Origin of the sequence: Paraburkholderia saeva, from assembly GCF_907164555.1 — a bacterium.
Taxonomy (GTDB): Bacteria; Pseudomonadota; Gammaproteobacteria; order Burkholderiales; family Burkholderiaceae; genus Paraburkholderia; species Paraburkholderia saeva.
Genome location: NZ_CAJQZC010000002.1, coordinates 518,713 through 542,062 on the forward strand (window position 1 = coordinate 518,713; position 23,350 = coordinate 542,062).

The 23,350-nt window shown below is 63.0% G+C and carries 23 protein-coding genes and 1 tRNA gene; 16 read left to right on the top strand and 8 right to left on the bottom strand.

What is annotated here, in order from left to right; genetic code table 11:
- The first annotated feature begins 69 nt into the window (after positions 1-69).
- The 8 genes from LPA36_RS06550 (at position 70) to hisC (ending at position 7,262) form a co-directional block, all read left to right on the top strand.
- Positions 70-1,911, top strand: coding sequence for a tetratricopeptide repeat protein (locus LPA36_RS06550; protein ID WP_228875321.1), 1,842 nt, complete (start codon positions 70-72; stop codon positions 1,909-1,911).
- Entirely contained in the window at positions 1,911-2,543 is a 633-nt protein-coding gene (lolB, locus tag LPA36_RS06555) for a lipoprotein insertase outer membrane protein LolB (RefSeq protein WP_228875322.1), read from the top strand. The genes LPA36_RS06550 and lolB overlap by 1 nt, the downstream gene beginning before the upstream one ends.
- Positions 2,544-2,564: 21 nt before the next feature.
- Complete coding sequence (gene ispE / locus LPA36_RS06560; protein WP_228875323.1) at positions 2,565-3,446, top strand: 4-(cytidine 5'-diphospho)-2-C-methyl-D-erythritol kinase; 882 nt, start codon at positions 2,565-2,567, stop codon at positions 3,444-3,446.
- Between the two features lie 53 nt (positions 3,447-3,499).
- Positions 3,500-3,576, top strand: a tRNA-Gln gene (locus tag LPA36_RS06565).
- Positions 3,577-3,622: 46 nt separating this feature from the next.
- A complete protein-coding gene (locus tag LPA36_RS06570; RefSeq protein ID WP_228875324.1) occupies positions 3,623-4,576 on the top strand; it encodes a ribose-phosphate pyrophosphokinase in 954 nt (317 codons plus the stop codon).
- A 152-nt stretch (positions 4,577-4,728) separates the two neighbouring features.
- Positions 4,729-5,358, top strand: a complete 630-nt coding sequence (locus LPA36_RS06575) for a 50S ribosomal protein L25/general stress protein Ctc (protein ID WP_228875325.1) — start codon at positions 4,729-4,731, stop codon at positions 5,356-5,358.
- 144 nt (positions 5,359-5,502) lie between these two features.
- Positions 5,503-6,111: an aminoacyl-tRNA hydrolase gene (gene pth / locus LPA36_RS06580; RefSeq protein ID WP_228875326.1), complete on the top strand. Its 609-nt coding sequence runs from the start codon at positions 5,503-5,505 to the stop codon at positions 6,109-6,111.
- A 56-nt stretch (positions 6,112-6,167) separates the two neighbouring features.
- Entirely contained in the window at positions 6,168-7,262 is a 1,095-nt protein-coding gene (gene hisC, locus LPA36_RS06585; protein WP_228875327.1) for a histidinol-phosphate transaminase, read from the top strand.
- A 57-nt stretch (positions 7,263-7,319) separates the two neighbouring features.
- On the opposite strand, the gene LPA36_RS06590 is transcribed toward hisC, so the two are convergent.
- The 3 genes from LPA36_RS06590 to rsmD form a co-directional block, all read right to left on the bottom strand.
- Positions 7,320-7,577, bottom strand: a complete 258-nt coding sequence (locus LPA36_RS06590) for a YfhL family 4Fe-4S dicluster ferredoxin (RefSeq protein WP_228875328.1) — start codon at positions 7,575-7,577, stop codon at positions 7,320-7,322.
- Between the two features lie 65 nt (positions 7,578-7,642).
- A complete protein-coding gene (coaD, locus tag LPA36_RS06595) occupies positions 7,643-8,155 on the bottom strand; it encodes a pantetheine-phosphate adenylyltransferase (RefSeq protein WP_228875329.1) in 513 nt (170 codons plus the stop codon).
- A 108-nt stretch (positions 8,156-8,263) separates the two neighbouring features.
- Positions 8,264-8,881: a 16S rRNA (guanine(966)-N(2))-methyltransferase RsmD gene (gene rsmD, locus LPA36_RS06600; protein ID WP_228875330.1), complete on the bottom strand. Its 618-nt coding sequence runs from the start codon at positions 8,879-8,881 to the stop codon at positions 8,264-8,266.
- 272 nt (positions 8,882-9,153) lie between these two features.
- On the opposite strand from rsmD, the gene ftsY reads away from it, so the two are divergent.
- Complete coding sequence (gene ftsY, locus LPA36_RS06605; protein WP_228875331.1) at positions 9,154-10,557, top strand: signal recognition particle-docking protein FtsY; 1,404 nt, start codon at positions 9,154-9,156, stop codon at positions 10,555-10,557.
- A gap of 114 nt (positions 10,558-10,671) precedes the next feature.
- Here the strand turns inward: ftsY and maiA are convergent, their stop codons facing one another.
- Both maiA and LPA36_RS06615 read right to left on the bottom strand, forming a co-directional pair.
- Positions 10,672-11,316, bottom strand: coding sequence for a maleylacetoacetate isomerase (maiA, locus tag LPA36_RS06610; RefSeq protein ID WP_228875332.1), 645 nt, complete (start codon positions 11,314-11,316; stop codon positions 10,672-10,674).
- A gap of 30 nt (positions 11,317-11,346) precedes the next feature.
- On the bottom strand, positions 11,347-12,045 hold the full coding sequence (locus tag LPA36_RS06615) for a fumarylacetoacetate hydrolase family protein (protein WP_228875333.1): 699 nt from the start codon (positions 12,043-12,045) through the stop codon (positions 11,347-11,349).
- A gap of 207 nt (positions 12,046-12,252) precedes the next feature.
- Between LPA36_RS06615 and ybiB the strand changes: the two genes are divergently transcribed.
- Positions 12,253-13,227, top strand: a complete 975-nt coding sequence (gene ybiB / locus LPA36_RS06620) for a DNA-binding protein YbiB (RefSeq protein WP_228875635.1) — start codon at positions 12,253-12,255, stop codon at positions 13,225-13,227.
- A gap of 494 nt (positions 13,228-13,721) precedes the next feature.
- Positions 13,722-15,383 (top strand): 2-isopropylmalate synthase, encoded by a 1,662-nt coding sequence (gene leuA, locus LPA36_RS06625; protein ID WP_228875334.1) that lies wholly within the window; start codon positions 13,722-13,724, stop codon positions 15,381-15,383.
- 233 nt (positions 15,384-15,616) lie between these two features.
- On the opposite strand, the gene LPA36_RS06630 is transcribed toward leuA, so the two are convergent.
- Together LPA36_RS06630 and LPA36_RS06635 are read right to left on the bottom strand one after the other, a co-directional pair.
- On the bottom strand, positions 15,617-16,000 hold the full coding sequence (locus LPA36_RS06630) for a nuclear transport factor 2 family protein (RefSeq protein ID WP_228875335.1): 384 nt from the start codon (positions 15,998-16,000) through the stop codon (positions 15,617-15,619).
- Between the two features lie 49 nt (positions 16,001-16,049).
- Positions 16,050-16,610 (bottom strand): acyloxyacyl hydrolase, encoded by a 561-nt coding sequence (locus tag LPA36_RS06635; protein WP_228875336.1) that lies wholly within the window; start codon positions 16,608-16,610, stop codon positions 16,050-16,052.
- A gap of 355 nt (positions 16,611-16,965) precedes the next feature.
- Here LPA36_RS06635 and rpoH point away from each other — a divergent pair, with 355 nt between their 5' ends.
- From rpoH to cydX, 5 genes are all read left to right on the top strand, one after another.
- Positions 16,966-17,901: an RNA polymerase sigma factor RpoH gene (rpoH, locus tag LPA36_RS06640; RefSeq protein ID WP_228875337.1), complete on the top strand. Its 936-nt coding sequence runs from the start codon at positions 16,966-16,968 to the stop codon at positions 17,899-17,901.
- A 301-nt stretch (positions 17,902-18,202) separates the two neighbouring features.
- Positions 18,203-18,454 (top strand): cytochrome oxidase putative small subunit CydP, encoded by a 252-nt coding sequence (gene cydP / locus LPA36_RS06645; protein WP_228875338.1) that lies wholly within the window; start codon positions 18,203-18,205, stop codon positions 18,452-18,454.
- Entirely contained in the window at positions 18,444-20,036 is a 1,593-nt protein-coding gene (locus tag LPA36_RS06650) for a cytochrome ubiquinol oxidase subunit I (protein WP_228875339.1), read from the top strand. The genes cydP and LPA36_RS06650 overlap by 11 nt, the downstream gene beginning before the upstream one ends.
- A 31-nt stretch (positions 20,037-20,067) precedes the next feature.
- Positions 20,068-21,204 (top strand): cytochrome d ubiquinol oxidase subunit II, encoded by a 1,137-nt coding sequence (cydB, locus tag LPA36_RS06655; RefSeq protein WP_228875340.1) that lies wholly within the window; start codon positions 20,068-20,070, stop codon positions 21,202-21,204.
- A gap of 60 nt (positions 21,205-21,264) precedes the next feature.
- Positions 21,265-21,423, top strand: coding sequence for a cytochrome bd-I oxidase subunit CydX (gene cydX, locus LPA36_RS06660; RefSeq protein WP_228875341.1), 159 nt, complete (start codon positions 21,265-21,267; stop codon positions 21,421-21,423).
- A gap of 125 nt (positions 21,424-21,548) precedes the next feature.
- Here cydX and nagE read toward each other — a convergent pair whose 3' ends face one another.
- Positions 21,549-23,315 carry an N-acetylglucosamine-specific PTS transporter subunit IIBC gene (gene nagE, locus LPA36_RS06665; protein WP_228875342.1) on the bottom strand — a complete coding sequence of 589 codons (1,767 nt, stop codon included), beginning with the start codon at positions 23,313-23,315 and terminating at the stop codon, positions 21,549-21,551.
- Between the last annotated feature and the right edge of the window lie 35 nt (positions 23,316-23,350).

Sequence of the window (23,350 nt, forward strand, 5' to 3'; positions counted from 1 at the left end):
TTGCGTGGGTGGTTGTGCGCGTATTGTAGCGAGCGCGTTACAATCGACCGAAACATTGATCGGATTTCCATGAACGTGTCCTTCGTGAAGCTGTTTTACCGGCGCCCGGCCCCTCTGACCCGCGTGCCGCGCACTGTCTCCGTCCAGCGGATGCTTGGCGCGGCGGTTGTCGCCGCATGGGCGTTCATCGCGCTGCCTGCGCACGCGCAGGACCCGTCGCCGGATTCCGACGATAGTTCCCTTTCAGTGCAGGACGCGCTGGGGCAGCCGTCGCCGGAAGAGCAGAAAAACCTGCCGGCGATTTCGCTGTCCAGCCAGATCGTGTTTCAGGTGCTCGCGGCTGAAGTCGCGTTGCAGCGAAACCAGCCTGCGCCGGCTTACCAGACCTACCTGGCGCTCGCTCGCGACACGCATGACCCGCGCATGGCGCAACGCGCCACGGAAATCGCGCTGGGCGCACAGAGCCCGGCCGACGCGCTTGCCGCCGCGCAGTTGTGGCAGCAGTATGCGCCGGGTTCGGAACGCGCGGCGCAGCTCGACGCATCGCTGCTCGTGCTGTCCGGCAAGCCCGACGAAGCCTCGCCGCTTCTCGCGAAGGAGCTGGCGAAGGTTCCGGCCGACAATCGCGGCAACGCGATGCTCGCGCTGCAACTGCTGATTTCGCGCGGCCCCAATCGTATCGGCGGCCTGCACGTGCTGCAGGATCTGCTGAAGAACGACCTGGACCGCCCGGAAGCGCAGCTTGCGATTGCCCGACAGCAGCTCGTCTGCGACGACGCGCCGGGCGCGCGCAAATCGCTTGAACAGGCGCTGGCGCTGAAGCCCGACTATCTGCCGGCCGCGCTGACGCTGTCGCAGATGGGTCCGGAAGAGCGCAAGGAAGGGATCGCTTCGCTCGAAAAGTATCTGCAGCAGAACCCGAAATCGCACGACGCGCGCCTTGCGCTCGCGCAGATGTATCTCGCGAGCGACCGTCTGGACGACGCGCAGAAGCAGTTCGAGATCATGCGTCACGACAACCCGAACGACCTGACGCCGCTCATGGCGCTCGCGCTGATCAAGATCCAGCAGAAGAATTACGCCGACGCGCAGACGTACCTGACGCAATACGCAAAGCAGGCCGAAAAGACGCCTGGCGCAGATGCGGGCCAGGCGTACATCTATCTCGCGCAGCTGTCACTCGAACAGAAGAACGAAACTGCTGCCAGCGACTGGCTGAATCACATCCAGCCGTCCAGCCAGCAGTACATTCCGGCGCAGATCACGCGTGCCCAGCTGCTCGAAAAACAGGGCAAGCCCGACGACGCCCGCAAGCTGCTCGCGAGCCTGCAATCGCCCGACCCGCGCGACCAGTCGCTGATCGTGCGTACCGACGCGGCAATCCTCTTCGATGCAAAACGTTACACGGAAGCCGAGGCGCGCCTCGCGCAGGCAAGCGCGGAATACCCCGACGATCCCGATCTCGCCTACGACTACGCGATGGCCGCCGAAAAGACCGGCCATTACGACGTGATGGAAACGCAGTTGCGCAAGCTGATGCAGACGCAACCGGATAATCCGCAGGCGTACAACGCGCTCGGCTATTCGCTGGCGGACCGCAACCAGCGCCTTCAGGAGGCCGACAAGCTGATCGCGAAGGCCGCATCGCTCGCGCCGAATGACGCGTTCATCATGGACAGCGTCGGCTGGGTGAAGTATCGCCTCGGCAATACGTCGGACGCGATCAAGGTGCTGCGCAAGGCATACGATCTGCAGCCGAACGCCGAAATTGGCGCGCACCTGGGCGAAGTGCTGTGGAAAACCGGCGATCAGGACAAGGCGCGGGACGCATGGCGCCAGGCGAAGAAGCTCGAACCCGACAACGACACGCTGGTCAAAACGCTTCAACGTTTCCAGGTGAACGATCTCTGATGCGCATGTCCAGTCTTATCCGTCCGGTGGCCGCACCGCGTCGCGCGGCCCTGGGCCTCGCGGCCGCAGCGCTCGTGGCGCTCGCGGGCTGTGCTTCCGTCAAGCCGGAGGGCCCGTCCACGTCGAACGCAGCAACGGCCGTCACCGCGCAGACCACGCGTGCGTATCACGGCCGCTTTGCCGTGCAGTACAACGACCAGAACGGCCAGCAGCGCAACGCATATGGCAACTTCCAGTGGCAGGAAACCGGTGACACCGTGAGCCTCCAGTTGCGCAATCCGCTCGGCCAGACGCTCGCGATCATCACATCGTCGCCGGCATCGGCCACGCTCGAATTGCCGAACCGCCAGCCGCTCACCGCTGACAACGTCTCCACACTGATGCAGAATGCGCTCGGTTTTGCGCTGCCGGTCGAAGGGCTGCGTTACTGGCTGCAACCGTCGGCGGCGCCCACTTCGCGGGCAAAGACGGTGACCGATCCGCAGCAGGAAACGCGTCTGAAGCAGATCCAGCAGGACGGCTGGACCATCGACTACATTGCCTACGCCGACGCGCCCGCCACCGGCGTGAAGCGCGTCAATCTGAGCCGCGACACGCCGCCGCTCGACATAAAGCTCGTGCTGGACCAGTAAGCCCCGTATCCCACCGAATTCATGACCGAAACAAACAACACGCTGCGCGACTGCCTCGCACCAGCGAAACTCAACCTCTTCCTGCACATCAACGGACGCCGCCCCGACGGTTATCACGCGCTACAGACGGTCTTCCAGCTGCTCGACTGGGGCGATACGCTGCACTTCACACTGCGCAACGATGGCCGCATCACGCGCACGACCGAAATCGCCGACGTCCCCGCCGAACACGACCTGACAGTACGCGCGGCGACGCTTCTGAAGGCATACACGGGCACGGGCGCAGGCGTCGACATCGAGATCGACAAGCGTCTGCCGATGGGCGCGGGGCTCGGCGGCGGAAGCTCGGACGCCGCAACCACGCTGCTCGCGCTCAACCGTCTCTGGAAGCTTGAATTGCCGCGCGGCGAACTACAGACACTCGCGCTTAAGCTCGGCGCGGACGTGCCTTTTTTCGTCTTCGGAAAAAATGCATTCGCGGAGGGTGTCGGAGAAGCGCTTCAGGTTGTACAATTGCCGCCGCGTTATTTCCTCGTTGTGACGCCAAAAGTTCATGTTCCGACCGCTGCGATTTTTTCCGATAAATCGTTGACAAGAGATACAGAACCCCGCACAATTACGGACTTTCTTGCACAGCAAAGTTGCAGCGCAGAATGGCCTGACAGTTTTGGCCGGAATGACATGCAGCCAGTTGTCGTGGGAAAATACGCGGAAGTTGCGCGGGTGCTGAGATGGTTTGATAACATCGCACCGGCGCGGATGACCGGATCGGGCGCGAGTGTTTTTGCGGCGTTTCGTGACCGCGGTGAAGCAGAAGCGGCGCAAGCCAGACTGCCAGCCGGGTGGAACAGCGCAGTAACTGCAAGCCTGGATTCACATCCACTCTTTGCTTTCGCGGCATAAGGTTTTGCATCGTTGAATGGTCTTACACGTTCAGCGGCGCTCAAAGTTAGTGTAGGGGAGTCGCCAAGTTGGTTAAGGCACCGGATTTTGATTCCGGCATTCGAGGGTTCGAGTCCTTCCTCCCCTGCCAAAAATTCTCGCATTCTCTCGCCCTCCCAGCCTGAAGCAGGTGCACGATGAGCAGCCATGACGGCCTGATGGTTTTTACTGGCAACGCGAATCCCGCGCTTGCACAGGAAGTCGTCAAGATCCTCGGTATTCCCCTCGGCAAGGCCATGGCCAGCCGTTTCTCGGACGGTGAAATCCAGGTCGAGATTCAGGAAAACGTTCGCGGCAAGGATGTCTTCGTCCTGCAGTCCACGTGCGCACCGACGAACGACAATCTGATGGAACTGATGATCATGGTCGATGCGTTGAAGCGCGCATCCGCTGGCCGGATCACCGCAGCCATCCCCTACTTCGGCTATGCCCGTCAGGATCGACGCCCGCGTTCAGCGCGCGTTGCCATCTCGGCGAAGGTCGTGGCGAACATGCTGGAAATCGCCGGCGTCGAGCGGATCATCACGATGGATCTGCACGCTGACCAGATTCAGGGCTTCTTCGACATCCCCGTCGACAACATCTATGCAACGCCCGTGCTGCTCGGCGATCTGCGCAAGCAGAACTACGAGAACCTGCTGGTCGTTTCGCCGGACGTTGGCGGCGTGGTGCGTGCACGTGCACTCGCGAAGCAGCTGAACTGCGATCTCGCGATCATCGACAAGCGTCGTCCGAAGGCGAACGTTGCCGAAGTGATGAACATCATCGGTGAAGTCGAAGGCCGTACGTGCGTGATCATGGACGACATGGTCGATACCGCCGGCACGCTCTGCAAGGCAGCGCAGGTGCTGAAGGAACGCGGCGCGAAACAGGTTTTCGCCTATGCGACACACCCGGTGCTGTCGGGTGGCGCAGGCGAACGTATCGCCGCTTCGGCGCTCGACGAACTGGTCGTCACCGACACGATTCCGCTGGGCGAGGAAGCCCGTTCTTGCGCGAAGATCCGTTCGCTGACGAGCGCTGGCCTGCTCGCCGAAACGTTCTCGCGTATCCGTCGCGGCGACTCGGTGATGTCGCTGTTCGCGGAATAATCAGGATTTGCGAAGGCGCGGCATGATGCTGCGCTTTTGCACAATCGGCATGAACGGACGAAGGTTCGTGCCGTCGCTTCTGGGGCCTGCGCTCAAAGCGTGAAGGCCCCATTTTTACTGCCTGGTCGCGGGCAGTGCATTGGAGAATCAAGATGAAAGTAGTCGCTTTCGAGCGTAGTCTGCAAGGTACGGGTGCGAGCCGCCGCCTGCGTATTGCCGGTAAGACCCCGGGAATCGTGTATGGCGCTGAAGCTCAACCGCAACTGATCGAACTCGATCACAACGCGCTGTGGCACGCCCTGAAGAAAGAAGTGTTCCACTCGTCGATCCTCGATCTGGAAGTGGCAGGCAAGTCGCAACAGGTTCTGCTGCGCGACGTGCAATACCACCCGTTCCGTCAGCTCGTGCTGCACGTGGACTTCCAGCGCGTCGACGCGAAGAAGAAGCTGCACACCAAGGTGCCGCTGCACTTCATGAACCAGGAAACCAACCCGGCAGTGAAGCTGTCGAGCGCGGTGATCTCGCACGTTCTGAACGAAATCGAAATCGAGTGCCTGCCGTCGGCACTGCCTGAATTCCTCGAAGTCGACCTGGCGAAGATCGAAGCAGGCCAGGCGCTGCACGCGAAGGACATCGTGCTGCCGAACGGCGTTTCGCTGGTTGCGCACGTTGAAGCAGAAAACCCGGTCATCGCTTCGGCGACGATCCCGGCTGGCGCCGTCGCTGACGAAGCCGCTTCGGGTGCTGCTGCTGAAGGCGAAGGCGACAAGCCGGCTGCCTGATCGCACGGGAAGCGAACAAATCCTCTCGATCCGTTTCATTGAGACGGTCGACGTGACCCGCCGCGGTTCGCCCCGGCGGGTTTTTTTTCGGCTTTTTTCGTGCCCCCATCAGGCGGGTCACGGGAACGGGACACTCATCGAATCATGATCAAGCTGATCGTCGGGCTCGGCAATCCGGGCGCCGAATACACCGCGACCCGTCACAACGCCGGCTTCTGGCTGGTCGACCAGCTCGCGCGCGAAGCGGGCACGACGTTGCGCGATGAGCGGCGCTTTCACGGCTTCTATGCGAAGGCGCGTCTGCAGGGCGAAGAAGTACATCTGCTCCAACCGCAGACGTATATGAATCGCTCGGGGCAATCGGTCGTCGCCGTGGCGCAGTTCTTCAAGATTCTGCCCGACGAGATTCTTGTCGCGCATGACGAACTCGACCTTCCGCCAGGCGCGGTCAAACTGAAGCTCGGCGGTGGCAGTGGTGGTCACAACGGCCTGAAGGACATCACCGCGCATCTGTCGTCGCAGCAATACTGGCGCATGCGGATCGGCATTGGTCATCCGCGCGACCTGATTCCCGAAAGCGCGCGCGCCACCGCAAAACCCGATGTTGCGAACTTCGTGCTGAAGTCGCCGCGTCGCGAGGAACAGGACGTGATCGACGCGTCGATCGAACGCGCGCTTGCTGTGATACCGGTGATCATCAAAGGCGAACTCGAACGCGCGATGATGCAGTTGCACCGGAACGCCCAACCGTAACCCGCCGGTCGCATGATCACCGCGCCCACGCGAACAACAGCCAAAGGAGCCGCGTCTTGAGCCGTTTCTGGAGCGACATCGTTCACCGGTTGAAGCCGTATGTGCCAGGCGAGCAGCCGCTGCACATGAACCCCGTGAAGCTGAACACCAACGAGAATCCGTATCCGCCGTCGCCACGCGTGCTCGATGCGATTCGTCACGAACTCGGCGAGACCGCCGATACACTGCGCCGCTATCCTGATCCGACCGCCCTCAGACTGCGCGAAACGGTCGCGAAGTATCACAGCATCCGCATAGAACAGGTGTTCGTCGGAAACGGTTCGGACGAAGTGCTCGCGCACGTCTTTCAGGCCTTGCTGAAGCACACGCAGCCGATCCTTTTCCCCGACATCACGTACAGCTTCTATCCGACGTACGCACGTCTTTACGACGTCCAATACCGCACCATTGCGCTCGACGATGCGTTCGCGATCTGTCTCGACGACTACGCGGCACCCAACGGCGGCGTGCTGTTCCCGAATCCGAACGCGCCGACCGGCCGCGCGCTGCCGCTCGCTGAAATTGAACGGTTGCTCGAGCGGAACACGGAGTCGGTCGTGGTCGTGGATGAAGCGTATGTCGACTTCGGCGCGCAATCGGCGATCGGCCTGATCGATCGCTATCCCAATCTGCTGGTGGTTCATACGGCTTCGAAGGCGCGCTCGCTCGCGGGCATGCGCGTGGGTTTCGCGTTCGGCGATGCGGCGTTGATCGACGCGCTCAATCGCGTGAAAGACAGCTTCAACTCGTATCCGCTCGATCGCCTCGCACAGGCCGCCGCGATCGCCGCGTACGAAGACGACGCATGGTTCCGCGACAGCTGCCGCAAGGTGATCGCGAGTCGCGAGCGGCTGTCTGCCGGGCTCACCGCGCTGGGATTCGAAGTGGTACCGTCAGCCGCGAACTTCGTGTTTGCGCGCCATGAGGGCTATGAAGCGGCCGCGCTTGCCACCCGACTTCGCGAGAAAGCGATTTTCGTGCGTCACTTCAACGCGCCGCGCATCGATCAGCATCTGCGCATTTCCATCGGCACCGATGCCGAGTGCGATGCGCTGCTCGACGCGCTGCGCGAAGACATCGGTGGCTACGTGGGCCAGGTTGGATTGCGCTGAATAAAAAAACGGGCGAAACGCCCGTTTTTTTATTGCACCGGCTGTGCCGCGATTCCGCTAACCGGCCTTCGCAGCCATCAACGCGTGATACTTCGCCATCAGGCCATCGGGCGTTTCCGCGTGCTGCGGATCGCGCGGGATGCATTCCACGGGACAAACCTGCACGCATTGCGGCTCATCAAAATGTCCGACACATTCGGTGCATTTCTTCGGGTCGATCACGTAGATTTCCGGGCCCATCGAAATTGCGTCATTCGGGCACTCGGGCTCGCACACGTCGCAGTTGATGCACTCGTCGGTAATCATCAAGGCCATACTTCTTCTCACTTCGCGCCGGCAACGGGCCGGCAATCATTCCGCCAGCCACCAGTTTACGCTGCTTACGGCTGCGCTGCCTGACCCGGCTCGGCATCGAGCGCCGCGACCTTTTCCGTCAGCCATTTTTCCACCGAAGGAAACACGAATTTGCTGACGTCGCCGCCCAGCTGCGCGATTTCGCGGACTATCGTGCCCGAGATGAACTGGTACTGATCGGACGGCGTCATGAACATCGTTTCGACGTCGGGCAGCAGATAGCGGTTCATGCCGGCCATCTGGAACTCGTATTCGAAGTCGGACACGGCACGCAGCCCGCGCACGATCACGCGCGCGTTATTCGTCCGGACGAAGTCTTTCAGCAGCCCCTTGAAGCTCATGATCTGCACGTTCGGATAATGGCCTAGCACTTCGTGCGCGATATCGAGGCGTTCTTCGAGCGTGAAGAAAGGCTTCTTGTTGCGGCTGTCGGCGACACCGACCACCAGCGTATCGAAAATGCTCGACGCGCGCCGAACGAGGTCTTCGTGACCGCGCGTCAGCGGGTCGAATGTGCCCGGGTACACGGCGACTACCATGAGACTTCTCCTCTCTGTTCACTGGAACGGGCTGTTCAGCGCCCGCGAATGCTTCTGCCAGGCCGCACGCGTGACGGCGGGCGTCCGGTGCTTGTTATGGAAGGCGCATTATTCCTCATTTTCGCGCTGCAGCAAATGATAGTGGACCGCGCCCGCCTTGCCCTGGCGGACGATAGTCCAGCCGGCCAGCGCCTCTGTCTGTGCGATGTCGAGCGCTTCGGCCGCTTCCACATACAAAAAACCGCCAATGCTTACAAGCGGCACGGCGAGCGTCAGCGCGCGTGCAAGCAGGTCGGTTTCGAACGGCGGATCAAGGAATACGACATCGAACGAACCGGGCGCGAGGCTCGCACCGAGGCGCAGCGCGTCGGCTTCGGCGATCTCGATGGCGCGCGCGGCCAGTTTCGCCTGATTCGCGCGCAACTGCGCGGCCGCGCGCCCGTTGCGCTCGACCATCAATACGCGCGCGGCGCCGCGCGACGCGGCCTCGAAACCCAGCGCACCGCTGCCGGCGAAGAGGTCCAGACAGCGCAGGCCTTCGAGTCGCTGCCCAAGCCAGTTGAACAAGGTTTCACGCACGCGGTCGGGTGTCGGACGCAGGCCATCCAGATCGAGCACCGGCAGCGGCGTGCGCTTCCAGTCGCCGCCGATGATGCGGATTGCGTGCGGCGCCTTGCTGCGGCCTGAAGATGCGCCGTGCGCGCGGGAAGGAGAGGATCGGGGCATGCGGAATTCGTCTTGCTGAAGAGTTGCCCGCGTCTGCGACGGCGGGCCGGAGCGCCAACGTTACCACAGGCCCGCGCCGGTTCGCCGTGGACGCCACCTGGACCGGCGGGGAAGCTCTGCGCGGCTTCGGCAAGGCGTCCGGGGACGGGCTGGAGCGCGCCTGATAAAATGTGCGGCTTCCAGCGCCTTGCATCCCGCATTGCCACGCTGCCTGCCGCTGTCGCGTGGTCGTGCGTCGCGGGAATCGGCGCGCGCTCTCACCACGCCAGATCATGTTCAGTTTTTTCAAACGATTCAAGGGCTCGAAAACCTCCGACGCCGCGCCGCAGGATGAGGCGGCCGCCGACGCGCCGGTTGCGGCTGAGGCGCCCCCGGTCGTCGAGCCGGCTCCAGCGCCTGTAGCGCCAGCAGTTGCGCGAGAACCCGCGCCAGCGCCGGTGCAACGCGTCGATACGCCGCTGCCTTCTGCGCCTCCGGCATCTCCGGCGACGGGTCAGCCTGTGGCCTCGCCTGCAACCCCAGTCGCCGAACCGGCACCTGCTGCCCGTACGCCCGATGCCGCGTCCATCGCTCCGTCAGTCCGGCCTGTCGCCCCAGTTTCCGCGCCGCCGGCTTCCCCTACAACCGCTGCGCCGACAACCGCACCGCGGCCGCCGCAACCCGTCGCGCAGCCAGCTGCCGCACCGTCGGCCGCCTCCACTGGGCCGGCCACGCGTGATGCAGCAGACGAAGAAACCGTCGAAATCGTCCCGCCGCCCGCGCCCGAACCGGCCGCAAAGAAATCCTGGCTGACACGTCTCAAGACCGGCCTGTCGAAGACCAGTTCGAGCCTGACGGGCATCTTCGTCGGCGCGAAGATCGACGAAGACCTGTACGAGGAACTCGAAACCGCGTTGCTCATGTCCGACGCCGGTGTCGACGCCACGGAATTCCTGCTCGAATCGCTACGCGAGAAAGTCCGCAGCGAACGGCTGACCGATCCGCAACAGGTGAAGGCCGCGCTCCGCACGCTGTTGATCGATCTGCTAAAGCCGCTCGAAAAATCCCTGATGCTGGGTCGTGCGCAGCCGCTCGTGATGATGATCGCGGGCGTGAACGGCGCGGGCAAGACGACGAGCATCGGCAAGCTCGCCAAGCATCTGCAGCGTTTTGACCAGTCGGTGCTGCTCGCGGCCGGCGACACGTTCCGCGCCGCCGCGCGCGAGCAGCTCGCGATCTGGGGCGAGCGCAACAACGTGACGGTGGTCGCGCAGGAAAGCGGCGATCCGGCCGCGGTGATCTTCGATGCCGTCGGCGCCGCGCGCGCGCGCAAGATCGACGTGCTGATGGCCGACACGGCCGGCCGTCTGCCGACCCAGCTGCATCTGATGGAAGAACTGCGCAAGGTGAAGCGCGTGATCGGCAAGGCGCAGGACGGCGCGCCGCACGAAGTGCTGCTCGTCATCGATGCGAACACCGGCCAGAATGCGCTCGCGCAGGTCAAGGCGTTCGACGATGCGCTCGGCCTGACCGGCCTCATCGTCACGAAGCTCGACGGCACCGCGAAGGGCGGCATCCTGGCTGCGATCGCACGGCAGCGTCCGGTGCCGGTCTACTTCATCGGTATCGGGGAAAAAGTCGAGGATTTGCAGCCGTTCAGCGCCGAGGAATTCTCCGACGCGCTGCTGGATTTCTAGCCAGCGAGCGTTGCGCCAGCGCCAGAACGGGCGGCAATAAAAAGGGCGTCGAGTGCACGAACCGCACTCGATGCCCTTTTTGCATCGTCCGGTCAATATCGGGACGCGCCCACGCTATTCCGCGTCCGGCTGGACACCCGGCGCTGCACGCTGAAACGCGTCGAGCGTCATCGCGTATTCGTAGATCCTGTGAATCACGGGATACGGCGCCGTGTCGATCTTGAAGCGGTGCGCGTTGAACACCTGCGGAATCAGACACGCATCCGCCAGCGTCGGCGTATCGCCGAAACACAGCTTGCCGGTACGCGCATCGCCGGCAAGATGCGTCTCCAGCGTCGCGAAACCCGATTCGACCCAGTGGCGATACCACGCGTCCTTCGCTTCCTCGCCGATAGCGACCGTGTGCTTCAGGTATTTCAGCACGCGCAGGTTGTCGAGCGGATGGATCTCGCACGCGATCTGCAACGCGACCGAGCGGACATACGCGCGATCGCGCGGCGCAGCTGGCAAGAGCGGCGGCTCCGGATGCGTCTCGTCGAGCCACTCGATGATCGCGAGCGACTGCGTGAAAACATCGTCGCCGTCGACGAGCGTCGGCACGATCGCGTCCGGATTCAGCCGCCGGTACTCGGGCTTCAACTGCTCGCCGCCGTTACGCACGAGATGAACCGGCACATATTCGTATGGCAGATTCTTCAGATTCAGCGCGATCCGGACACGATACGACGCTGAACTACGAAAATAACTGTAGAGCTTCATGCGCCGTGTCTCCTCTCCTGACCGGCGCGGTCAGACAACGCGCACGCTGAAATCGCCCAGCCCGTCGACGCCGCCCTTCATCACCTGGCCCTTCACCACTGCGCCGACACCTTCCGGTGTGCCCGTAAAGATCAGATCGCCAGGTTGCAGCTCGAAGAGCGTCGACAGATAGGCGATCGTGTCCGGAATCGACCAGATCAGGTCCGACACGTCGGAGCGCTGCTTTTCCTCGCCGTCGACGGTGAGCCAGATCGCGCCCTTTTCGATGTGTCCCACCTTCGAGGCCGAATGGATCGGGCCGAGCGGCGCCGAATGATCGAACCCCTTCGCCGTATCCCACGGACGACCGAGCTTCTTCGCTTCAGCCTGCAGATCGCGGCGCGTCATGTCGAGCCCGAGCGCATAGCCATAGACGTGCTGGAGCGCGTGTTCAGCGGGAATGTCCTTGCCTGCCTTGCCGATCGCCGCGACAAGTTCCATCTCGAAGTGCACATTATTCGAAAGCGCCGGATACGGAAAGGCGCCGGTTTCGCCCGGCGCGACATAAACAACGGCGTCGGCCGGCTTGCAGAAAAAGAACGGCGGCTCGCGGTCGGGATCATGCCCCATCTCTCGCGCATGCGCCGCGTAATTGCGACCCACACAGTAAATCCGGCGCACCGCAAACTGCTCGCTCACTCCGACAACAGGCACCGCGACAACCGGCGCCGGCGCAAACACGTAACTCATCCCGTTCTCCGTTTTCTGTGAAATGCCGCCCGAAGCGGCGACGAAACGCCAAGTGTAACGCGCGCCCGCGATCTTGCAGGACCGCGACAGATGCGATACTGGAGGTCTTTACCGCTTTGACGGCCTGCCGCGAGCGCAGATTTCCCGAATAACGGGCCACATGCGCGGGCCGTCGTGCCACAGGCCAACCCGCAACCCTTGCATCCGATGACCGAATCCGCCGACACCGCTCCCGATACGCTCTCCTGCGCCCGTTTCATCAAGGAAATCGGCCGCGGGCCGAACGGCGCGCGCGCTCTCTCCGCCGAGGACACGCACAGGCTGTACGGCGCGATGCTCGACGGACGCGTGTCCGACCTGGAGCTTGGCGCGGTGCTGCTGGCGTACCGCGTGAAAGGTGAGAGCGCGGACGAACTGGCAGCGATGCTGTCGGCCGCGCACGCGTCGTTCGAGCCCGTCCGCGTGACCCACGACGCATTTCAGGCGGTCTCGATTCCGAGCTACAACGGCGCACGCAAGCAGGCGAATCTCGTGCCGCTGCTGGCGATGCTGCTCGCCCGCGAAGGCGTGCCGGTGCTGGTGCACGGCGTGACCGACGATCCCGGCCGCGTGACGAGCGCCGAAATCTTCGCGCATCTCGGTGTCGATCATGCGCGAAGCCGCGCGGACATCGAAGACTCACTGGCCGCGCGCCGCCTCGCGTTCTCGCCAATCGCGACGCTCGCGCCGAAGCTCGCGCGCCTGCTCGCGCTGCGCAGGCGCATGGGCGTGCGCAATTCGACGCATACGCTCGTCAAGATCCTGCAGCCGTTCGAGCCGCACGGGCTGCGCCTCGTGAACTACACACATCCGCCTTATCGCGAAAGCCTCACGCAGCTGTTCGCCGCGCATCCGGACGCGGCCATCGGCGGCGCGCTGCTGGCACGCGGCACGGAAGGCGAGGCCGTCGCGGATACCCGGCGTCAGGTGCAGATCGACTGGCTGCACGACGGCGCGTGCGAAACGGTTGTCGCCGCTGAACGCTCGTCACCGGATGCGCCCGAAGTGCCGCTGCCGGAAGCCCGCGACGCAGCCACCACGGCGGCATGGATAGAGGCCGCGTTGCGCGGCGAAGTGCCGGTCCCGCAGGCCATCAGCCGTCAGGTCGAACTGATTGCCGGAATCGCGAAACGGGCCGCCTGAGCCTGTCTGGCGCGGCTGCGGGCACGTTCGTGCCGCGCTTGCCGCACCTTTCGACCCGCCGGACTGAAGATCGCGGGTTGACAGACTCCCACACGCTGACATACAGTCACCGGATGCGTTCCCTTCCGAACACCCTCCGCAGCACCCTCAGCCGCCTACCGCGGCTTCTATCGCTACGTCTAGCGTAAGTCAGGCGTAGCGCCGCGCATCCAGCTTCAGCGCGCGGTCCTCCAGCAGTTCCGCAGTCCGTTTCACCCCAGATCCGCCGTTCCTCTTACAACCTGTCGTCAGTGTTCGTCCGTTTATCCAGCGGATGAATCGCGAGGTCAAAATGCACGTTGCATGGACACAAGCCATCACCGTCACGAGCGTCATCATCGCGATGACCTTCTTCGTTCGCGCCCGTTCGTTGCTGCCGCTAGCCCGCATTGCCCGCCCCCTTGCACGCTGACACGCACCCGCATACGAACACGACACTACGAACGAGGCTCACCATGTTGCGCAATCCCGCTGAGAAATACCGCCCTTTTCCCGCCGTCCGCCTGACAGGCCGCAAGTGGCCGAGCCGCACGATCGAGCGTGCGCCGGTCTGGATGAGCACCGATCTGCGCGACGGCAACCAGTCGCTGATCGAACCGATGAGCATCGCGCAAAAGCTCGAATTCTTCGAGACGCTGGTCGCTATCGGCTTCAAGGAAATCGAAGTCGGCTTTCCGTCGGCTTCGCAGACTGACTTCGATTTCGTTCGCAAGCTCATCGATGAAAAGCGTATTCCCGACGACGTGACGATCGAAGTCCTCGTGCAGGCGCGCGAAGAACTGATCGCACGCACATTCGAGGCGCTCGAAGGCGCGCCGCGCGCGATCGTGCATCTGTACAACGCGATCGCGCCCTCGTTCCGCAAGATCGTGTTCAACCAGTCGAAGGACGAAGTGAAGGCACTCGCCGTCGAAGGCACGCGGATCATCCGGCAATATGCCGACGCGCGCCCGGAGACACACTGGATCTATCAGTACTCGCCGGAAACGTTCAGCATGACCGAGCTCACGTTCGCGCGCGAAGTGTGCGACGCGGTCGCGCAGACGTGGCGCCCGACGCGCGATCACAAGATGATCGTGAACCTCCCGGCCACCGTCGAGGCGGCAACGCCGAACGTCTTCGCCGACCAGATCGAATGGATGGACCGCAATCTCGGCTATCGCGACAGCATCGTGCTCTCGGTGCATCCTCATAACGACCGCGGCACGGCCGTCGCCGCCGCCGAACTCGCGTTGATGGCGGGCGCGGATCGCGTCGAAGGGTGCCTCTTCGGCAACGGTGAGCGCACGGGCAACGTCGACATCGTCACCCTCGCGATGAATCTCTACACGCAGGGCATCGATCCGGAACTCGATTTCTCGGATATCGACGCGGTGCGTCGCGTAGTCGAACGCTGTAACCAGATTCCGGTGCATCCGCGCCATCCGTATGCAGGCGATCTCGTGTTCACGGCGTTTTCCGGCTCGCATCAGGACGCGATCCGCAAGGGTTTCGCGCAGCAGGCGCCCGACGCCGTCTGGGAAGTGCCCTATTTGCCGATCGATCCGGCCGACCTCGGCCGCAGTTACGACGCGGTCATCCGGGTGAACAGTCAGTCCGGCAAGGGCGGCTCGACGTATCTGCTCGAGCGCGGCATGGGCTTCACGCCGCCCCGCCGTGTGCAGATCGAGTTCAGCCACGCGGTGCAGACGGTCGCGGATCAGTCCGGCGAGGAAATCACCGGTGACGCAATCTGCGCGCTCTTCACCCGCGAGTACTTCGAGACGGAAGGTCCGGCCGCGCGCGTCAGCGCGACGTCCGTGCGGTGGGAAAGCCGCGACGTCAGCATCGCGACTTCGACCGATATCCGCGCGGAAAGCAGCGCCGGTTCGCATGCGCAATCGGTGGCGCAGGCGATATCGGCGGCGGCTGGTCAGCCCGTCGAGATCACGTCGTGCGAAATCCAGCGGACGACAGACGGCCGCGTCGCGGCGTTTGTCGGCTGTCGCGTCGGCGGGCAAACCGTGCGCTACGGCGTCGGTGTGAGTGACGACGAGGCAACTGCTGTTGTCGATGCGGTGGTGAGCGGCGTCAATCGCGCGGTGTGGGCACCAGTGGACCGGCGCTTCGCGGCTTGACTGGCGACATGGCGACATGGCGGCAGGCGGCAGGCGGCAGGCGGCAGGCGGCAGGCGGCAGGCGGCAGGCGGCAGGCGGCAGGCGGCAGGCGGCAGGCGGCAGGCAAATTTAGCTCAACATCAGATTCAAAGCGGCAAATCAGGTCGGCGAAGCGTCGAAACATGGCGCGACGCCGCGCGTCATGCGCCCGGGTGGCTCACAAGGCTGTCTGGCGAGGCGAAACCCACCGGTTTCACTCGATCGCGCAACGCGTCGCCTGCCAGGCAATCAGCCGCCAGCGTCCGGATTCCTGCGTCTGGATTGCCGTATAGGCGATCGGAAAAAGCAGCGCGCCGTTGTTCGCTTCCATCTCGATCAGGGCACGCCCCGTGACGACGCAGGTCTCGTGGCCCACGGCCAGTACGTCCTGAGACTGGATTTCGATCTGGCGGTAGCGGCGGCGGCCCGCCATGATGGCATCGATGAACTGCTGCTTCGACTCGCGTTTGCCGTTGGTATGAACGTAGATGACGTTGTCCGACAGCAGTGCGTCGAGCAGTTCACCGTTGCCGTCGACCATCGCGCGAAAGCGGTCGCGCTCCAGCCCGCGAATCGCCTCGATCACTTTTGCCGCCATCGCTCCGCCCCTTTGCACCGACAGGAGCCGCGCAGAGCGGCCCCCGACGTCAGAAGTTGTATTGCAGATATAGCTGGGTGAAATTTATACCAGGATTCGGCTCTTTGATACTGGCGTTGGACAGATGCTGGAAGCGAAAGCCGGCCTGGTACTGCTGGCGGTCGCCGAACTGGGCGCCTACGCCCACCATGTCGGCGAACTGGAACGCCGACGAAAGCGTGTAGGAATTCGAGATCGTCGGGCTGGTGAGCACACGCACGCCGACGCCGGCTTCGACAAACGGCCGGAATCCGCCCGAGCCCTTGATAAAACGGATCACCGGCGTGATGCCGAACTCGCCGGTGTTCTGGTGCACGTCGCCTTCGGCGCTATGCCACCACGAGACGTGTGCCTCGCCGATCAGCGTGAAGTGCCAGCCGCCGACCTCCCACCAGGTGAGACCCGGATCCCATGCCATGCCCAGATCGAGCTTGTTCACGTGATGATTGGCCATGCCGGCCGCCACCTGAACGCCGAACCGGTCTGCGAGAGCCAGTTCTGAAAAGCTCAGCAATGCCAGCACAACGCTACTCCGGAGCAGCCAGCCGGGCCGGGCATTATTCTTCTTCATCGAACACCTTCGCCCAGATGGGTGGGTTGCCGCGAGGCGGGTGACGTCATTTATAGATAAATGAAGTAAAAGAAACCTTATAAAAGGAAGCTCGGCTTTGGCAAATAATTGCTAAAAATCAGACGAACGCTGGTCATTTATCCGCGTCAAAAGCGCGCAAAAGTGAATTGTACGGCGCAAGCAAAGTTCCCGCAGGCGACGTACAATGCTATTGAAGATGAAGTTTCAATAGGTTACACGGAACTCTCAAGTCCCTACGGCCTCTAAGTATTAGCACTCCTGCTACTGGAGTGCTAACATCCACGGGAGTCGTTTTCTGACTGAGCATTTGGTTGATTCCATAGGAGTTTTTTACGTGAGCAATGCACTGACCCTTCCGAGTACTCTGAGCCCGTCGTCGGCTAAGGCCGCTCCGGCAGGTGCACTGGCGCTCGCGCATTCTTCGCTGCTGCCCGGCCAGCTGGGCAATATCGACGCCTACATCCAGGCCGTGAACCGGATTCCGATGCTGACGCCGGCGGAGGAACGCCAGTTCGCCACTGAATTCCGCGAGCAGAACGATCTGGGTTCGGCCCGTCGTCTCGTGCTGTCGCACCTGCGTCTGGTCGTGTCGATCGCGCGTAATTACCTCGGCTACGGCCTGCCGCACGCCGACCTGATCCAGGAAGGCAACATCGGCCTGATGAAGGCGGTGAAGCGCTTCGATCCGTCGCAGAACGTGCGGCTGGTTTCGTACGCCATGCACTGGATCAAGGCCGAGATCCATGAGTACATCCTGCGCAACTGGCGCATGGTGAAGGTCGCCACCACGAAGGCGCAACGCAAGCTGTTCTTCAACCTGCGCAGCCACAAGCAGGGTTTCCAGGCGTTCACGCCGGAGGAAATCGAAGGTCTCGCGACCGAGCTGAACGTGAAGCGGGAAGAAGTCGCCGAAATGGAAACGCGTCTGTCCGGCGGCGATATCGCCCTCGAAGGCCAGATCGAAGACGGCGAGGAAGCGTATTCGCCGATCGCGTGGCTGGCCGATTCGCACAACGAGCCGACAGCGGTTCTTGCGGCACGTCAGCGCGACAAGCTGCATAGCGACGGGATCGCCAGCGCCCTCGAGGCACTCGACGCCCGCAGCCGCCGCATCATCGAGGCTCGCTGGCTGAAGGTGGACGACGACGGTTCGGGCGGCTCGACGCTGCATGAACTCGCCGACGAATTCGGTGTATCGGCGGAACGTATTCGTCAGATCGAGGCCAGCGCGATGAAGAAAATGCGCGGCGCATTGAGCGAATACGCGTAACGCGCGAGCCGGCTTTTTCGGCACGGCTGTCGTACCCGGCCCCGCCATCGAAAGATGACGGGGCTTTTTCGTATCTGTGTCCTAAGTCCTGGTCCGCTTTTAGGACAGTCGCACCCCTTTTTGTTGACGCAACGCAAAGAGCGCGGCGATACTGGTTTCGCGGGTTCGCCTTCGCGACCGTATGCCACAGCGCGGAACGCCCGCGTCGACGAGGCCCGCTCCTAGAATTCCGTTATGCATTGCCTGGCCGCCCCATGCGGCCCGACCGGCATTCCTCCCATGGAGCCGTCATCGACCGATCATGACCATAACGCTGAATCACAGGACCCCTCGCCTGCGCGCGCGCTGCGCCGCATGGGCGCGCGGCCCGACTTTCGCGCGCGACATCGCGATCGTGCTCGCGATCAAGTTCGCGCTGCTGATGATCCTCAAATACGCATTCTTCGATCACCCGCAGGCGGAGCACATGTCACTGCCGCCCGCGGTCGTTGCTGAGGCGCTCCTCGCCGTTCCCGCACCGCATCCCTCTCAAGGTGAGACCCATGCACGCTAGCGAAGTCGTCGATCTCTCGCGCCTGCAGTTTGCCGTCACGGCGCTGTACCATTTTCTGTTCGTGCCCCTGACGCTCGGCCTGTCGTGGCTGCTTGTCATTATGGAATCGGTCTACGTCATGACCGGCAAGCAGATCTACAAGGACATGACCCAGTTCTGGGGCAAGCTCTTCGGCATCAACTTCGCGATGGGCGTCACGACCGGGCTCACGCTCGAGTTCCAGTTCGGCACAAACTGGTCGTACTACTCGCACTACGTCGGCGATATTTTTGGCGTGCCGCTGGCCGTCGAAGGCCTGATGGCGTTCTTCCTCGAATCGACGTTCGTCGGGCTCTTTTTCTTCGGCTGGAGCCGGCTTTCCAGAGTGCAGCATCTGGTCGTCACGTTCCTTGTCGCACTTGGATCGAATCTGTCGGCGCTGTGGATTCTGGTCGCGAACGGATGGATGAACAATCCCGTCGGCGCGCATTTCAACTACGAAACGATGCGCATGGAGCTCTCCAGCATCTTTGAGGTGCTGTTCAATCCCGTCGCGCAGGTGAAGTTCGTGCACACGGTATCGGCGGGCTACGTGACGGCGTCGATGTTCGTGCTTGGCGTGTCCTCGTGGTATCTGCTGAAGCGTCGCGACACCGAGTTCGCGCTGCGTTCGTTCGCCATCGCGGCGGGTTTCGGACTGGCGTCGACGATCTGCGTGATCGTGCTCGGCGACGAATCGGGTTATCGAACGGGCGAAGTGCAACAGATCAAGCTCGCCGCGATCGAATCCGAATGGGAAACGGCGCCCGCGCCCGCGCCGTTCACGATCTTCGGCATTCCGAACCAGCAGGAAGAACGCACCGACTACGCGATCCGCGTGCCGTACGCGCTGGGCATCATCGCAACACGGTCGCTCGATGAGCCCGTGCTGGGTCTGAAAGACCTGATGGCGCACAACGAAACGCGCATCCGGAACGGGATGCTCGCATACGGCGCGCTGCAGCATCTGAAGAGCGGCGACGACACCGACGAAGCGCACGCGACGTTCGAGGCGCACAAAGCGGACCTCGGCTACGGCCTGATGCTCAAGCAGTTCACGACGGACGTCACCGACGCGACGCCGGAACAGATCCGGCAGGCAGCAAAGAAGACGATCCCGCCGGTCGCACCCGTGTTCTTTTCGTTCCGCCTGATGGTCGGCCTCGGCATCCTGTTTCTGGCGACGTTCGTGCTGGCGTTCTGGTTCTGCGCGCAACGCTCGCTGCTGCTCGACAAGCGCCGCTGGTTCCTGCGCTGGGCCGTGTGGGCCATTCCGCTGCCGTGGCTTGCGGCCGAGTTTGGCTGGATCGTCGCTGAAGTCGGGCGGCAGCCGTGGACGATCGCGGGCATTCTGCCCACGTCGCTGTCCGCGTCGAGCCTGCAACCCGGCGATCTGTACCTGAGTCTGGCCGGTTTCGTGGTGTTCTACACGGCGCTCTTCATCATCGAAATCACGTTGATGTTCAAGTACGCGCGCCTCGGCCCTTCTTCGCTGCATACGGGCCGCTATCATCACGAGCAGGACAAGCCCGCGCCCGCGCTCGCCGGCAAGTCTGCGGCGTAATTCACACCAGTCTCATCAACGGGAAATCATCATGGATTACGTCACCCTCAAGCTGGTCTGGTGGGTACTGATCGGCGTGCTGCTGATCGGCTTCGCACTCACCGACGGATTCGATATGGGCGCGGCGATCCTGTTGCCCTTCATCGGCAAGAACGACGGCGAGCGACGCATCGTCGTGAATACCGTCGGCGCGACGTGGGAAGGCAACCAGGTCTGGCTCATCACGGCCGGCGGCGCGATGTTCGCGGCGTGGCCGCTCGTCTACGCGGCATCGTTCTCCGGCTTCTATTTCGCAATGCTGCTCGTGCTGTTCGCGCTGTTCTTCCGGCCGGTCGGCTTCGACTATCGCAACAAGCGCGAAGATCCGCGCTGGCGCACGGCGTGGGACTGGGCGCTCTTTGTCGGCGGTTTCGTGCCGGCGCTCGTATTCGGCGTCGCATTCGGGAATCTGCTGCAAGGCGTGCCGTTCGAGTTCGACACCGATCTGCGCGTGACGTATCACGGCGGCTTCTTCGCGCTGCTCAATCCGTTCGCGCTCGTCTGCGGGCTCGTGAGCGTGTCGATGCTCGCGGCGCATGGCGCGGCCTTCGTCAAGATGAAGACGGATGGCATCGTCGCGCGACGCGCTTCGGTGGCGCTTCGCATCATGTCGCTCGCCGCGGTGGCGCTCTTCATCATCGCCGGCCTGCTGGTGGCGACGGTGATCGGCGGCTATCAGATCGTCGATGCCGCGCCGCTCGATTCCGTCGCCAATCCGCTTCTTAAAAGCGTGATCGGTGCTCCGGGGCTGTGGCTGAACAACTACTCGACGTATCCGTGGATGATTGCCGCTCCGGTAGCCGGTCTGCTTGGCGGCGTGCTCGCGCTGCTGCTGGCCAGCTCGCGCTTCGAGAAGATCGCGTTTATCTCGACCGGATTGATGATTGCCGGCGTGATCCTGACGGCGGGCTTTTCGATGTTCCCGTTCATCATGCCGTCGTCACTCGACAATCGCAGCAGCCTCACGGTGTGGGACTCGACATCGAGCCAGATGACGCTGCAGATCATGCTGATCGCGGTCATCATTTTCCTGCCGCTGATCCTGATCTATACGAGCTGGGTGTATCGCGTGATGCGCGGCAAGGTGACCGCGAAGGCGATCGAGGAAAACACCCATTCGATGTATTGAACGGCAACGCCGAGCCTGGATAGACGGGCGCGGTTTGTAACGGATTCGAAGGAGCTTGTGATGTGGTATTTCAGCTGGATTCTCGGCATCGGGGTGGCGCTCGCGTTTGGCATCATCAACGTGATGTGGCTCGAAACGCGCCACCCTGCTGCGGCGAGGGAGAGTGGGTTGGCAAAGCGCGGCGGCCCGGAATCTTCGACGCAATCGCATCGGCATTGAGTGCGGGTCTCGCGACGGGGTGCATCGCGCTTCGACGCCGCATCAAAGCCCGCCCGTCAATGCAAACGCGGCGCCCAATCCGGGCGCCGCGTTTTTTGTTACGTCCGTCTAACGCGTGAAACGCGTCAGGCAGGTTGCGGTGCTGCGCCGCCCGTTGCCGGCAGACGCGTCGCCAGTTGCTGCGCGTAGCGCGGCGCCGCCTGACCCACGACGATGTGGAACGTGTCCGCCGCCACCCACGCGACATCCAGCCCCGCCATGCGCTGGCTGTCCACCGCCGACGGATCGCGCACCACGATGCGCAGACGCGTCGTTGCAACCGCATCGAGCGAAACCACATTGGTCGCGCCGCCAAACACGGCGAGCCAGCGTGCCGGATCCGGATCCAGCGGACCACTTTCCGGTGCGACAACCGCGGCCGCTGCGGCCGGTGCTGCAGCCGCTGCCGCCGGCTTCGCTGCCACTGCGCCGCCCTGGTCGATGGTCGTGCGGATTTCGTCGGCGATCATGTCCGCTTCCGGTCCGATGATCACCTGCACGTTCGTCGCGCCGCGCTTGAGCACACCGCGCGCACCGATCGTCTTCAGATCGGCTTCCGACACCTGGTTTGCGTCCACCACCGAAAGACGAAGACGCGTCGTGCATGCATCGACGAGCGTCAGGTTCGACGCACCGCCCAGCGCCGCGATGTAACGCTGCGCACGCGTCGCCGCCGTTGCAGTCGCCGGCGCGCCAGCAACGCCACCCGACGTTTCCACAGCCGCATCACCGTCGGCGTTGAGGGGTTCGCGACCGGGCGTCGCCATGTTGAACCTGCGGATGAAGAAGCGGAACAGGCCGTAGTAGACGACGGCATAGATCACGCCAATCGGAATCGCCATCCAGCCCTTCGTCGACAGACCGTAGTTCAGGACGTAGTCGATCGCGCCAGCCGAGAACGTGAAGCCGAGGTGAATGCCAAGCGCCGAGCAGATGGCGAGCGCCAGGCCCGTCAGCAGCGCGTGGATCACGTACAGCACCGGTGCGAGGAACATGAAGCTGAATTCGATCGGCTCGGTCACGCCCGTCAGGAACGACGTGAGCGCCATCGAGAACAGCAGGCCGCCCACCAGTGCGCGGCGTTCCTTCGGTGCTTCATGGAACATCGCGAGACACGCAGCCGGCAGACCGAACATCATGACCGGGAAGAAGCCCGTCATGAACGTTCCGGCCGTCGGGTCGCCCGCGAAGAAGCGATGCAGGTCGCCCGTCACCGCTGCGCCGCCCGGCGGCGTGAACGTGCCGAACACGAACCAGGTCAACGAATTCAGGATGTGATGCAGACCCGTGACCAGCAACAGACGGTTCAGCACACCGAACACGAATGCGCCAATCGCGCCTGCAGTCGTCAGCCAGTGGCCAGCGAGGTCGATGACGGCCTGAACCGGCGCCCACACGTAGCCGAACACGATCCCTATCGCCAGGCACACGACCCCGGTGACAATCGGCACGAACCGTTTCCCTCCGAAGAAGGCGAGGTAGTCGGGCAGCTTGATGTCCTTGTACCGGTTATAGAGCAACCCGGCCACGATACCGGCGACGATCCCCGACAGCACGCCCATGTTGAGCTTGTCGTTGATGTCCTTCATCACGGCGATCTCGATCAGATAGCCGATCGCGCCTGCCAGCGCCGCGACGCCGTTGTTGTCCTTCGCGAAACCGACCGCCACGCCGATCGCGAACAGCAGCGGCAGGTTGTCGAAAATCGCACCGCCTGCGTCGGCGATCATCTTGATGTTGAACACATCGGGCTGACCGAGGCGCAGCAGCAGGCCGGCAACCGGCAGCACTGCAATCGGCAGCATCAGCGCGCGACCGAGGCGCTGAATCTTCAGAAACGGATTCCCATCCATTGATATCTCCAATCCCTTCGTTGAGTCGTGGTCGT